The organism is Mycobacterium sp. (assembly GCF_049802695.1).
In the GTDB taxonomy this organism is placed as follows: domain Bacteria; phylum Actinomycetota; class Actinomycetes; order Mycobacteriales; family Mycobacteriaceae; genus Mycobacterium.
On record NZ_JBARMY010000149.1, the window covers coordinates 1 to 13,344 of the forward strand.

General features: G+C 67.4%; 13 protein-coding genes and 1 pseudogene. 3 read left to right on the top strand and 11 right to left on the bottom strand.

Annotated elements, in window-relative coordinates:
* Positions 1-929 (bottom strand): annotated as a pseudogene (locus WA317_RS06130) (hypothetical protein); the annotation flags it as partial.
* The gene (locus WA317_RS06135) at positions 926-1,654 is read right to left on the bottom strand and encodes an NUDIX hydrolase (protein ID WP_425172189.1); all 729 of its coding nucleotides are present in this window, start codon (positions 1,652-1,654) and stop codon (positions 926-928) included. The gene WA317_RS06135 and the pseudogene WA317_RS06130, both read right to left, overlap by 4 nt.
* A gap of 199 nt (positions 1,655-1,853) precedes the next feature.
* On the opposite strand from WA317_RS06135, the gene WA317_RS06140 reads away from it, so the two are divergent.
* Entirely contained in the window at positions 1,854-3,308 is a 1,455-nt protein-coding gene (locus WA317_RS06140) for a CCA tRNA nucleotidyltransferase (protein WP_425172190.1), read from the top strand.
* 36 nt (positions 3,309-3,344) lie between these two features.
* Positions 3,345-3,842 carry a pullulanase gene (locus WA317_RS06145; RefSeq protein ID WP_425172200.1) on the top strand — a complete coding sequence of 166 codons (498 nt, stop codon included), beginning with the start codon at positions 3,345-3,347 and terminating at the stop codon, positions 3,840-3,842.
* Positions 3,843-3,993: 151 nt separating this feature from the next.
* Here WA317_RS06145 and WA317_RS06150 read toward each other — a convergent pair whose 3' ends face one another.
* Both WA317_RS06150 and WA317_RS06155 read right to left on the bottom strand, forming a co-directional pair.
* The gene (locus WA317_RS06150) at positions 3,994-4,767 is read right to left on the bottom strand and encodes a TIGR03084 family metal-binding protein (RefSeq protein ID WP_425172191.1); all 774 of its coding nucleotides are present in this window, start codon (positions 4,765-4,767) and stop codon (positions 3,994-3,996) included.
* 9 nt (positions 4,768-4,776) lie between these two features.
* Positions 4,777-6,081 carry an MFS transporter gene (locus WA317_RS06155; protein WP_425172192.1) on the bottom strand — a complete coding sequence of 435 codons (1,305 nt, stop codon included), beginning with the start codon at positions 6,079-6,081 and terminating at the stop codon, positions 4,777-4,779.
* Between the two features lie 112 nt (positions 6,082-6,193).
* Between WA317_RS06155 and WA317_RS06160 the strand changes: the two genes are divergently transcribed.
* The gene (locus WA317_RS06160) at positions 6,194-6,799 is read left to right on the top strand and encodes a YqgE/AlgH family protein (protein WP_425172193.1); all 606 of its coding nucleotides are present in this window, start codon (positions 6,194-6,196) and stop codon (positions 6,797-6,799) included.
* 71 nt (positions 6,800-6,870) lie between these two features.
* Here WA317_RS06160 and WA317_RS06165 read toward each other — a convergent pair whose 3' ends face one another.
* The 7 genes from WA317_RS06165 to WA317_RS06195 all read right to left on the bottom strand — a co-directional run.
* Positions 6,871-7,740 carry an LpqN/LpqT family lipoprotein gene (locus WA317_RS06165; RefSeq protein WP_425172194.1) on the bottom strand — a complete coding sequence of 290 codons (870 nt, stop codon included), beginning with the start codon at positions 7,738-7,740 and terminating at the stop codon, positions 6,871-6,873.
* Between the two features lie 145 nt (positions 7,741-7,885).
* Complete coding sequence (locus WA317_RS06170; RefSeq protein WP_425172195.1) at positions 7,886-8,551, bottom strand: SDR family oxidoreductase; 666 nt, start codon at positions 8,549-8,551, stop codon at positions 7,886-7,888.
* 47 nt (positions 8,552-8,598) lie between these two features.
* Positions 8,599-9,102: a MarR family winged helix-turn-helix transcriptional regulator gene (locus tag WA317_RS06175; protein ID WP_425172196.1), complete on the bottom strand. Its 504-nt coding sequence runs from the start codon at positions 9,100-9,102 to the stop codon at positions 8,599-8,601.
* Between the two features lie 56 nt (positions 9,103-9,158).
* A complete protein-coding gene (locus WA317_RS06180; RefSeq protein WP_425172197.1) occupies positions 9,159-9,908 on the bottom strand; it encodes an amino acid ABC transporter ATP-binding protein in 750 nt (249 codons plus the stop codon).
* Entirely contained in the window at positions 9,905-11,680 is a 1,776-nt protein-coding gene (locus WA317_RS06185; protein WP_425172201.1) for an ABC transporter substrate-binding protein/permease, read from the bottom strand. Before WA317_RS06185 ends, WA317_RS06180 begins: the two co-directional genes overlap by 4 nt.
* Positions 11,681-11,730: 50 nt before the next feature.
* A complete protein-coding gene (locus WA317_RS06190; RefSeq protein ID WP_425172198.1) occupies positions 11,731-12,540 on the bottom strand; it encodes an LLM class F420-dependent oxidoreductase in 810 nt (269 codons plus the stop codon).
* 142 nt (positions 12,541-12,682) lie between these two features.
* Positions 12,683-13,344 (bottom strand): alpha/beta fold hydrolase (locus WA317_RS06195; RefSeq protein ID WP_425172199.1); only part of this gene is annotated, 662 nt, incomplete at its 5' end.

A 13,344-nucleotide genomic window follows, 5' to 3' on the forward strand; every position in this document is an offset into this window, starting at 1 on the left:
GTCCCGGGCTGTCGCGAGCCGCCGTCGCGGGAGTCGGAGACGACGTAGCCGGCGGTCATCGCGTTCACGGTGACCAACAGGTCGGGGTCCACCGCCAGGCACAGTGAGCGGCCGACGGCGCCGTCGGGGTCCACTTCTCGGCTGGTCGCGAATTCCACGGCGGACAGCAGGATGTCGAGTCGGCCGCCGGTGGCCAAGGACGTCGCCAGTTCGTCGTCGGTGAGCCGGACCGGGACCGTGCCGCCGGGCGCGCCGGGAACCAGCCGGGGTCGGTCGGCAAGCGGCCAGAGCATCGTCAGCTGGATCGGCTTGGCGGTGTCCGGCGCGACGACCGAGCTCATGCCGTCAACCGACTTGTCGGTGGGATCGGGCGGCACTCCGACGACCGGCAGCAGGAACCGGGCGTTGTCCAAGCGGGCGGGCTCGCCGTAGTCGGGTGTCCCGTTGACGTTGACCAGTACCGGGTAGACGCCGGGCTGGCCGATGCCCAGCGACGGCCCGGTCGCGGAGCGCACCGGAGCGGAAAGCGTGAACCCTGCGCCTTGGCCGCGCTTGAGCTCGGCTGCGATGGTGACGAAGTCGGCGGCCGGCTGGTACTGGTCGGTGCTGCCGTCGAGGTTGGAGCGCAAAGCCGCCGACGCGCTGACCGCACCGGCGTGCTCGAGGCGGACCATCACGTCGCGGACCGGGCGGTCACCGACGTTGGTCACCATCCCGGTGACCGTGACGACGGCCTCGCTGGTCGTGGACACCACGTCCGGGGTGACGTGATCGACTCGGACCTGCAGGAACGGGGTGGCGCCGGGCTCACCTGCCCCGGCGTGCGGGGCCGCAGCGGGTATGGCGAGCACGGTTGCCAGACCGGTCACAATGCCGGCTAACACGGCAAGGCGCCAGACAGCGGTGCGCCGGAGCCACGGCGCTGTCACGGTGCTGGACCGCGACCGTTCTTCCGGCCCGGTGCGGATTCGTCCAGGCGGCGGTTGCTGGCGCGTGAATGCGTTTGCGGCCGCCGCCGCGGAGAACTGGGTGGCAGCGGGGGCAACGCGGCCGGGCCGTCGGTCTGCAACTTGTAGATCAGTTCGTGGGCTACTTCGGCGAGCCGACGTTCGTCGGCGTAGGCCAGTCGCGAGGGCAGCTCCTGGATCGGCACCCACGCGACCTCGGCCACCTCGACGTCTTCGTCGGAGAGCTGTCCGCCGGAGAACCGCATCAGGTAATGGTGCACTGTCTTATGCACCCGCCGCCCCTCAGTGACGAACCAGTAGTCGATGCTGCCCAGCGCGGCCAGCACACTGCCGTGGATACCGGTCTCCTCGGCAACCTCGCGGATGGCGGTCTGCTCGGCGGTCTCGCCGAGCTCGATGTGGCCTTTCGGCAGCGACCACAGCATGCGGCCACGGCGGTCGACGCGACCGATGAGCGCGGCCACCTGATCCTCGCGCGGACCGTCGATGCCGTCGATGACCAGTCCGCCGGCCGATGTTTCATGAACGGTGCGGAGCCGCTCGGACCCGCGACGGGTGGAGCCGGATCGCCGCGGCGTAGCTGCGGCCGCCTCGGCACTGGGCTGCTTGTCAGCGGGACCGGCGGTCCGACCACCGCGACGCCTGCCTCGGCGCCGACGTGGCTTGGCTTGTTCGCCGTCCGACACCCAAGCGATAGTAGCTGGCGCACCTTGACGACCCTGGTCCACTCGCCGGGTGTCAGGCGGGCGTCAATTCCCATTGATTTAATGGTCCGGTCCCTCAGCGTGCCGTTCCAGACCGCATCGTCCCCGGACTGAGCCAGATGGTCCGGTCCCTCAGCGTGCCGTTCCGGACCGCATCGTCCCCGGACTAGGCTCATCGAACGTGCCTAGAACCGCTGAGGACGCCGCACGGTTGACCGCCGCCGCGGTCGCCTTGAACAGGCACGCCGACGTGTTGGGTGAACTCGGTTCATTGTTCGCTGCCGGCGGCCACGAGCTGTATCTGGTCGGCGGGTCGGTGCGGGACGCGGTGCTCGGCCGGTTGAGTCCCGACCTGGATTTCGCTACGGACGCGCGCCCCGACGAAGTCCAGAAATTGGTGCGGTCGTGGGCGGATGCTCTGTGGGACACCGGTATCGAGTTCGGCACCGTGGGCGTCAACAAGCGCGGGCAGCGCCTGGAGATCACGACCTTCCGCGCCGACCGCTACGACCAGGTATCGCGTAATCCGGAGGTGCGCTTCGGAGACCGGATCGAGGACGATTTGATCCGCCGCGACTTCACCGTGAACGCGATGGCGGTGCGCCTGACAGCGACCGGGCCAGGCGATTTCGTCGACCCCACGGGCGGGTTGGCGGCGCTGAGCGACGGTGTATTGGACACGCCGGCAGCCCCAGAGGTGTCCTTCGGTGACGACCCGCTGCGGATGCTGCGCGCTGCCCGGTTCGTCGCCCAACTGGGTTTCACCGTCGCCCCGCGAGTGCGGGCCGCCATCGAGGACATGGCGCCGCAATTGGCGCGCATTACCGCCGAACGGGTGGCCGCCGAACTGGACAAGCTGTTGCTCGGCGAGCATCCGACCGCGGGCATCGACCTGCTGGTGAAGACCGGGATAGGCGAAGTGGTGCTGCCCGAAGTCGGCGACATGCGGATGGCCATCGATGAACACCACCAACACAAAGACGTCTACCAGCATTCGCTTACTGTGCTGCGCCAGGCGATCGAGTTGGAGGAGAGGCCGCCCCATGGTGGACCCGACCTGGTGTTGCGCTGGGCGGCGCTGCTGCACGACATCGGCAAACCAGCTACCCGAAGGCATGAGCCCAACGGCGGCGTGAGTTTCCACCATCACGAAGTGGTCGGCGCCAAGATGGCCCGCAAGCGGTTGCGGGCGCTGAAGTACTCCAAGCAGATGGTCGAGGACATCTCGCAGCTGGTGTATCTGCACCTGCGTTTCCACGGCTACGGCGACCGGAAGTGGACCGATTCGGCGGTACGCCGTTACGTCACCGACGCCGGCCCCCTGCTACCGCGGCTGCACAAGCTGGTGCGCGCCGACTGCACCACCCGCGATGCGCGGCGGGCTGCACGGCTGCAGGCCAACTATGACGATCTGGAGCGGCGGATCGACGAGCTGGCCGCCGAGGAGGACTTGAACCGGGTGCGTCCAGATCTCGACGGCAACGCGATCATGCAGATTCTCGACATCCCGGCGGGTCCGCAGGTGGGTGAAGCGTGGCGTTACCTCAAAGAGCTGCGGTTGGACCGTGGGCCGCTCACCCGCGAGGAGGCGACCGCAGAGTTGCTGGATTGGTGGCGCGCCCGCGGGAACCGATAACGTCCGCCTGGCGTCGGACACGCTGTGGAGTATTGCCTGGGCAGCGGTGCCGGCACCGCGGCGATTTGGGACGGTCAGCCCACGCTCGACATCGACGGGGATGGCCGGCTCGATGCGATCGCGCTGGACTTCGACGGCGACGGACTACGCGACGACGCGCTCGCCGACCTCGACGGCGACGGTCTGGCCGACCATGCGCTGCTCGACCTCGACAACGACGGCACCGCGGAGGCCTACTTCACCGACGACGGTTCCGGCACGTGGCCCCTGGCGGTGGACCGGGGCGGACAGGTGCGCTGGTTTGGGCTCGACGGCGCTGAGCACACCGGTGAGTCGCTGGTCGACTTCGACGGCGACGGCCAGGTCGACGACCGACTCCTCGACACCAACGGCGACGGCCTGGCCGACCGCGCACTCTGCGCCGAAGACGTTGGCGCCACCGGCTACGTCGACACCGACGGCGACGGACGGTGGAACGTCAAGCTGACCGACACCGACGGCGACGGCACGGCGGACGCGGCGTCAACGCTGTAGTTTGGACCACCGCTTCACTGAGATCGACGCTAACGAGGGAATCCGGGCGTTTTTCGACGCTGGCGTCGATCTCGGTGGAAGTCAGTCGTGCGCGCCCATCGCCCCGGGCCGACTTGGATGGGCCCGGTCTCTCTTCGCGCGTTGCACGCGCTCATCGCCCCGGGCCCGGCGGGCCGGCGAAGGCTTGGGCGATGCCGAGCCAACGCTGCGCATCATCACCGTCCGCCGTGACGCCGAGCGCTGTCAGCGGCCGCCGCTGCGTGACCAGGCAGCAGAAGTCCTCGGCAACGCCGGTAACCCGTTGCGCCGCATCAGAGGGACCCCATGACCACACCTCGTCATCGGGTGCCCGCAGTTCGACGAGGAACGGCTCGGTCGGCGGTACCAGACCGTTGACCACGAAGGAGAAATCCCGGGTGCGGACACCGATGTGGGCGATTGAGCGCAGCCTCGCGGTCGGCCGGCGGGTGACGCCGAGGGCGTCAGCGACGTCGAGCCCGTGCGCCCAGGTCTCCATCAGCCGGGCGGTCGCCATGGATGCCGCGCTCATCGGTGGCCCGAACCAGGGCAACTTCTGGTCTTCGGGAACGCTGAGCAGCGCCTCGTGCAGCCGGTCCCGAGTCACGCGCCACTCGGTGAGTAGTTTCGCCGGCGGTGTGGTCGCAAGTTCTTCGGCGCCCGCGTCGACAAAACCGGTCGGGTTCTTTGCCGCCTCCGCCTGCACTTCCGCGAAACCCGCCGCGTCGTGCACCGCGGTCAGCGCGACGCGATCGGTCCACCACAGATGCGCAATCTGATGTGCGATCGTCCAGCCCGGCGACGGCGTCGGCTCGGCCCACCGGTCCTCGGGCAGCAACGTCATCAGCGCGTCCAGCTCGTCGCTTTCAGCTTTCAGATCGGCCACCATCGGGCCAGAACGGGCCACGCAGCTACCTTAACCGGTACCCACGAACTGGCCGCGACGACCGATCACCGCGTGCGCCACCAGCCCCACCAGGTAGCACGCCGTCCCGGCCAGCGCCAACGCGGGGGAGCGCCCGTCGTCGGGAATGACGGTCGCCGCCACCGTGACGGATGCGACGAATGAAACCCAGAACAGCGCGTCTTGTACCGCGAATGCGTGTCCGCGCAACGCGTCGTCGACGTCGACCTGCATCGCGGTGTCGGCGCACAGCTTGACCACCTGTCCGGCCAAGCCCAGAAAGACCGCGGACGCCACCATGACGGGCAGCTGTAGCCACGCTGCCGCCACTTGGACGACGGCTGCAGCCGCCAGCGCGCCGTTGGCCGTGGGATAGCGACCCCAGCGACGGACCGCAGGCGGTGTCAAGGCGTTGGCGGCAAGGGAGCCGGCTCCGGTGGCGGCGATGAACAGCACCGCAGTGCCCAGGCCGCCGACCGCCGTGACGCCGATATGCCGAACCAGCACGAGCGCCAGCAGTGTGTTGAGGCCGAACGCCATTCGGTGTGCAGCGAGTGCGGCGAGGGTGGCGGCAACCGTCGGGCGGTCCAGCACGGTCCGGGCACCGTCGAGCCAACCGGTCAGCACCGCGTTGGCGGCAGATCCGTGGGCCCTGCGCCGCGTCTCGTCAGGCCCGAGCGCGCGAGCCGCGAACCGCAAAGACAGCACCAGCGCGATCAACACCGGAACGGCCGCAATGAAGACGATCGACGCGGCACCTCTGTCACCGGGCCCGAAAAGCCAACGCGGGAGCAGCATGAAATCGGCGCCCAGGAAAGCGGCGACCGCACCGGTAGCAGTAGCCAGTGCGTTCATCGTCACCACTCGATCGCGCGGCACCACGTGCGGCAGCGCCGCCGACATCGCCGACGACACGAAGCGGGCGAAGCCGTTGACGACCAGGGCGCCACACAACACCGCCACGTCGTCGGCGCCGACAGCCAGCATGGCGCCCACACCGACCACCGCCACCAGCCGGCCCGAGTTCGCCAGGAACAACACCTGCCGGCGATCGAAGCGGTCCATCAGCGCACCGGCGAAAGGACCCAGCACCGAATAGGGCAGGAACAGCACGGCGAACGCACCGGCGATCGCCATCGGGTCGGTTTCTCGTTCCGGATTGAAAAGCAGCGCCCCAGCCAAGGCCGACTGAAACAGGCCGTCGCCGAACTGACTGCTCACCCGCAACTCCAGCAGACGCCGGAAAGCTGTGAGCTCAAGCACCGACCGCCAGACAGTGACCGGCGCACGGGTGCGAAACACACAACCAACTTCCACGATTCCAGGCAGTCACCGAGAAGTGACCGCACGCAACCTTTTAACAGTACAAATCTCGGAACGGACCGTGCTTGTACGCCGCGGAGTCGGTACCCGGTGCCATGATAGTGGGGTGGCGCAGCCCGAAGACCCCGAGGACTATGTCGCACCCGCTGCCCATCGGGTGCGAGCGGGCACGTTGCTGTTGGCGAACACCGATCTGCTCGAGCCGACGTTTCGCCGGAGCGTGATCTACGTCGTCGAGCACAACGACGGCGGCACGCTGGGCGTAGTGATCAACCGGCCCAGTGAGACCGCCGTCTACAACGTGCTGCCGCAGTGGGCGAAACTGGCGGCCAAGCCGAAGACCATGTTCATCGGGGGACCGGTGAAGCGCGATGCGGCGCTGTGCCTGGGCACGCTGCGGGTGGGCGCCGATCCTGACGGGGTGCCGGGTCTACGGCACGTTTCCGGGCGCGTCGCGATGGTCGATTTGGACGTTGATCCCGATGTGATCGCCCCGCTGCTCGAGGGCGTGCGGATCTATGCCGGGTATTCAGGGTGGACCATCGGCCAGCTGGAAGGCGAAATCGAGCGCGACGACTGGATCGTGTTGTCCGCGTTGCCCTCCGATGTCCTGGTTCAACCGAGGGTCGATCTGTGGGGACGGGTACTGCGGCGCCAGCCGCTGCCCTTGTCGCTGCTGGCGACGCATCCCATTGATATCAGCCGGAACTAGCGGGCTTCGCGGGTCCACCGGCCGGTTAGCGGCCGCCGTCAGCTCTGGCTGACTTTTGCCATCGACTCCGATTAGCGCGCCGGAACGGTCGCACCGCTCAACGGCACTGACGCCGGCTGTGACGCCGGCGCCGGAGGACTGGGTTGTGCGGCGCTCGGCGCAGAGCCCGGTGCGGCTACCCGGAAGCCGTTCACGATCGCCTCGGTAGCCCGCGACTCGGCTACCGCCTGGCCGGCGCCGGTGGTGACCGCCAATGACACCAGGTACTTGTCGGGACCTGACGTGGCGACGACGTGGCGGCGCACGGTGCTGAGCGTCATGTTGTTCTGGCGGTAGGTGCCTTGGATGATCGACGACGGAAATTCGCCGAAATCCGCGAGCGAGGTGCCGGCGGTTTTCCACGCGAACAACTGCTGGCTGTCGACGAAGCCGTGGGTGATGGCCTCTCGCGGGTCGAAGTCGCCGAGCAGCTTGTACACCACCACTTGAGCGTTCGAGGTGTATAGGCTGGTGCCGGACCGATTGGCGATCACCACGAATGGGTCGACGACGTTGGGGTCGGGCACCCGCGTCCAGTGCGGCGGCATCGGCAGGGTGATGTCGAGTGCTTTGAAATCCTCCGATTTCTGCGGTTCTAGCTGAACCCCGTTGGCCTGCAGGTAGTCTCGAATCGTGCCGGAGGTAGCCGGAATCACGGCCGCCTGTTGTGGCGGCGCTGCCGCAGGCGCCGGTGCGGCCGCGGGGCCTGCCCCCGGTGTGTTGTTGACAACCGTTCCCGGTGCGGCGGCGAATGGTTGATTGACTGCGGTCGGCGCCGGTGTCGGCCGTGGCGGATACACCGGCCCCGCCGATGCGCTGCCACCGGCGAAGCCGACGACGGCAACAGCGCTGACCAGCAAACCCCCGGCCAACGCTCGCCAGCTGTGGGCTATAGGCATCATCGTGTCGGTTCCTTCCGCGGCGCGTCGGTGAAGACAGCAGCCTTTGGGGGCTGACTGTAACTACCGCTGAGCGACGGCCACCAGAGCTGGAATCGACCCCTGATCGGTCCGCAACGCAACCGAGATCATCGAAGCCTTTCGGATATCAGCGCGGCCGCAGAACGATCTCGTGAACGTCACCGTCGGCGGGCGTGGCCACGGCGGTGGCGACCACTCCGGCCACGGTTTCCGGCCGCAGAAATTTGGCGGCGTCGTACTCGCCGCCCTCGAAGGCGACCAGTTCGTGTTGCATGTCGGTATCGGTTCGGCCGGGAAAGACGGTGGTCACCCGCACTGCGGGCTCATCTTGTTGTAGGGAGTCGGCGAAGGAGCGCAAGGCGAACTTGCTGGCCGAGTAAGAAGCCATGCCCGGCGACACCTTGCGGCCGGACCCGGAGTTGATGAACACGACGTGGCTCTGGCTCCGCCGCAGCACCGGCAGCAGAGCCAGCGTAAGTGCCACGGCGCCAATCACATTGACGTCAAACGTGGTGCGCCAATCCTCGATCCGAGAGTCGCCGATGTAGCTGGGGATGGACACACCGGCGTTGTGCACCAGCACGTCTAGTTCTTCGACGGCGGCGGCGACGTCGCGGATGGCGTCCGCGTCGGTGAGGTCCAGCGACACCGTCTCAGCCCGCAGCCGCTGCGCGACGGCGTCCAGGCGCGGCGACGGCCGCCCCGCCAACAGCAGGCTGTAAGTGGGCGCCAGGGCGGTGGCGATTGCCGAACCGATACCGCCTCCGGCGCCGGTGATGAGTGCAGTCGGCATGCTTGCCAGCTTAGCCGCAGCCGCCAATCACATTGGCGCCTCGGGCGTTACGCTTGCTCGCGTTCATCCGCCGTATCGGCGGAGCTCCCGGCCGGTTCGCAAGCGGCCAGCCGTTCGAGCGGCGCCAGCGCCTTGGTAAGCGTGTCGAGGTCGGAATCGGTGAGCTGGCTCAGCATCGCCGCGAGAGAGGCGTGTCGATTGGCAAGCGACTCGCGATGGACCGCCAGCCCTCGTGGCGTGATGTCGACGAGTACCGCCCGCAAGTCCGAAGGATCACGCGATCGTTTCACTAATCCGATTTTTTCCAAACGGCGAATCGCCACAGTGGTGGTCGGAGTCCGCACCCGCTCGTGGGCGGCCAGGTCAGTCATCCGGATCGGGCCCTGGTCAAGCAATGTGACCAGAATGGACAGCTGCGCCAATGTGAGGTCGCCGGCCACCACTCCGTTCGGATCACCGCGGCGCAAGATCGCGAACAGCTTGGACAGCGTCCGGTGCAAGCCCTCCGCCAGGTCCGTTACCTCAGGCGCAACGGTTCCGCTCTCCGCCATAATTTGCCAGTCTAACTGGTAAGCGTGTCGCGGACCGGAGAATGATTCTGTGGGCGTTAAAGCACTTGAGACAGAAATCGCTGCAGTCGTTCGGTTCCGGCCGCGTCAAATATTTTGTCCGGCGGACCGGACTCGACGACTCTGCCGCGGTCAAGGAACGCGACAGCGTTCGATGCCGAGCGGGCGAAACCCATTTCATGGGTCACGACTACCATCGTCATGCCCCCGGCGCCGAGGTCGGCGATGAGAGCCAGGATGTCTTTGACCATCTCGGGGTCCAGTGCGGAGGTCGCTTCGTCGAAGAACATCACCTGCGGCGCCATCGCCAGGGCGCGGGCGATCGCGACGCGTTGCTGCTGGCCGCCCGACAGGGTGGCCGGCCTCGTGCCGGCTTTGTGCTTGAGCCCGACGCGGTCCAATTGAGCCAGCGCCAACTCGCGGGCGGCCTCAGCCGGCAGCTTCTTCAGCTTTTGCGGCGCCAGCATGACGTTGTCCACCACCGTGCGATGCGGGAACAGGTTGAAATGCTGAAACACCATGCCGATGCGCTGACGCAGCTCATCGGGGTTGTCGTTCAACACCGACCGGCCGTCCAGCAGGATGTCGCCGCGGTCGGGCTCGTACAGCCGGTTGAGTGCGCGCAGCAACGTCGACTTACCCGAACCTGACGGCCCGATCACCGCCAGGGTGTCGCCTGCCGGCACCTCGATGTCGATGCCGCGCAGCACCGCCGACTGGCCCAGCGTGAGGTGAACGTCCTTGCCCGTCAATGACACCGGTTGCCGCTGCTGTGCCCCGGCCGTCACGTCATCTCCTGACCGGACGTGGTCGTGATCAAGTCGAAGGCGTCGTCCGGCTCCGCCGATGGCCGGCCCCGGCGCAGTCGCGCGTCGATGAGGTTGACCAGGTGCGTCAACGGGATGGTCAGCATCAGATAGAAGAGTCCGGCTGCCACCAGCGGCGAAAGGCTGCCGGTTTGCGCATTGAGATCACGGCCGACCTGGAAGAGCTCGCGTTGCCCGGCGATCAGTCCGAGGAAGTAGACCAGTGCCGAGCCCTTGAGCAACGCGATGAATTGATTGACCAGCGCCGGCAGTACGCGGCGAATCCCTTGCGGCATCACCACCAGGCGCATGGCGGCGGGGTAGCTGAAACCGAGCGCGCGGGCGGCTTCGAGCTGCCCCGGCTCGACGCTTTGAATTCCGGCGCGGAATATTTCGCCGATATACGCCGCCGCCATCAACCCCAACGCGGCGATTCCCAGCGGGTACGGGTTGTTGTGGGTGACCTCGCCGACCAACGGCCCGACGCCGAGGCCGATGATCAAGATGACGACGACCTCGGGCAGGCCGCGGAAGATGTCCGTGTAGACCCGTGCCGGCCAGCGCAACCAGCGGGACCGCGCAATACCGGCGACTGCCAGCACCATGCCGAACGCCAGTCCGATGATGCTGGCGCTGACCGTCAGCGTCAACGTGTTAGGCAGCCCGGTCTCCAGCAGGACGGGGATGGCGGTTCGGTAAAGATGCCAGTCGAGGAAGGAGTCCGCCAGTTGGTCGAGCGTCGACTTGGGCGTCGGCGGCTCGTCGACCGTACGGTTGTGGCGCGCCGCGATGGCGCCGAAAGGCGGCAGGTGCGGTTGCGGCGCGGCCTTGGAGCCGGGTTTCCAGCCGCGCGGCAGCGGGCGGGGGACCCAGTCGGTGTACAGCTGTGACCAGGTGCCGTCGGCGATGACGGCGTCCAGCCCTGCGTCGAGAGCCGCGAGCAGCGGCCGATTGTTCTTGGCGACCGCATAGGCCTCATAGTTGCCCAGACCGAAGGTGTGCGCGACGATCGCGGCGGGGTCGCCGACGTGAACGGCGTTCAGCGCTTCCATCGCCGGCGCCACCCAGGCGTCGACTTGGCGTGTCTTGAGGCTGGCGTAAAGGGTGATGAAGTCGGGAAACTTCACCGGCTGCAGATGCAGACTCTCGACGACGTAAGCCTCCTCGACCGTGCCCTGCACGACACCGATGCGCTGGCCCTCCGCAAGATGGTCGAAACTGGTGATCGCCGAGCCGGCGGGCACCACCAGCGAGAAGTAGCCGAAGTCGTAGCCATTGGTAAAGCTGACGGTGCGCCGACGGGCGTCGGTGGCGGTGATCGAAGCCGAGCCGACATCGAAGCGGCCGGCCGCCACTTGAGCAAGCAGCCCTACGAAGTCGGTGCCGACGAAATTCAATTGCAGATTCAGCTTCTTCGCGATCGCCCGCAACAACTCGTTGTCGAATCCGGTGAACCGTCCGGCGCCGTTGATGCAGATGTTGGGCGGCGACTGCGACAGGGTTGCGACCGTCAGCGTCCCGGGCGTGCTGAGCCCCAAAGCGTTGACGTTGACGTCGGTCAACGGCTCGACGTCGGGTGTTGTGTACTTGTCCTCGTTGGGCCGGTTGGCTGTGGCCAGCTTCTTCGGCAATGCGACTGCGCCGTCCTGCCCGGAGGGTGCGCACTGGTCGGGGTCGGCGGCGGCGGGTGCGGCGCAGCTCAACCCGCACACCAGCATGACGACAGCCAGCGCACTGACGATTCGGGAAATCATCTGGTCTTTTTCTTTGACCCCGTACTTGTTGGGCATCGGTGCGTGAAGGGTCAGCGGCTGTCCCGCCACCGGCACAAGGCCTCGGCGTTGGTCAAGTCAAAATCGGGGCCGCCCGTTCCCACGGTCAGCAGGGTGACGCCGAGGTTCACCAGCGCCTCGGCGTCGGCAATCAGCGCGTCGGCGCCTGAGCCCTGCGAGTCCTCGCCGCCCACGCCGGTCGAGCGGGCGATGGTCGCGGGGTCGCGCCCGATGGCAGCGCAGTGCTCGGCGAGCACGTCGGATTTCGCCGGGTAAGTGTCCCGGGTGGCGAAGCTGTGCCAGATGTCGGCGTGCTCGGCGACCAGCCGCAAGGTTTTCTTCTCGCCTCCGCCGCCGACCAGGATAGGAATGTCGCGGGTCGGCGCCGGATTCAGTTTGCTCAGCCGGGATTTGATTCGCGGCAGCGCGACCGCCAGGTCGTCGAGCCGGCCACCCGCCGTCCCGAACTCGTACCCGTACTCGTCGTAGTCCTTCTGCTTCCAGCCGGATCCGATGCCCAGAATCAGCCGGCCGCCGGAGATGTGGTCGACGGTGCGTGCCATGTCGGCGAGCAGTTCGGGATTGCGGTACGAGTTGCAGGTGACCAGCGCGCCGATCTCGATGCGAGAAGTCTGCTCGGCCCACGCGGCCAGCATGGTCCAGCATTCGAAGTGGGCGCCGTCAGGGTCGCCGTACAGCGGGAAGAAGTGATCCCAATTGAAGGCGACGTCGACGCCGATGTCCTCACAGCGGCGGACGGCGTCACGAATGGCGCCGTAGTCGGGGGCGTGCTGCGGTTGTAGTTGCACGCCGATGCGGACTGGATGGTGCGGGGCGCTCACCCTGACACGGTAGCCGGTCGATCGCGGTACCCTCTGTGCGCCGCTCCGCGATCCGGCGTCGCCGGCGTCTTTGTCGCCGGCGTAATTTTTGTGCGCCGCTCCTCGATCCCGGCCGCGCCGGCATCTTCGTCGCCGGCGCGGCTCACTGGGCCAGCACGTCGCGCACGATGTCGATCAATGCACCGGGCTGGTCACTCTGCACGGAGTGCCCTGAGCCCTCGACCACCCGTACTCCGCGGAAATGCTTCGCGCGCCGGCTCAATTCGTCGGCGTCGTCGTCGGTGACGAACCCGGAATTGGCCCCGCGGATCAGGGTCACCGGGGCGTCGAGGGCGGCTACGTCGTCCCACAGACCGGTAAAGTCGGGCACTGTGCGGATCAGGTCGTAGCGCCAGGTCCAACGGCCGTCGTCGAGACGGCGCGAATTGTGGAACACCCCGCGACGCAGCGACTGCCGATCTCGGTGGGGGGCCGCGGCGGTCGTCAGTTCCAGCATCGCCGTGAAGCTGGGAAACACTCGCTCGCCCTCCATCAACGCCACGGTGCCGCGCTGATCGGCCGTGAGCTGAGCGTGCCGCTGCAACGCCGAGGGGGTCACGTCGACCAGCACAAGCTTGCGCACCAGGTCAGGAGCGATAGCCGACAGTCGGATTGCCGTCAAGCCACCCAGCGACATGCCGACCACCAGCTCGGCGTCGGCGGCCAGCTCCTGCAGGACCGGGGCCACCGTCGCGGCGTTGAGCCGCGGCGAGTAGTCCCCGTCGGAGCGCCAGGCAGACCGGCCGTGGCCGGGCAGGTCCACGG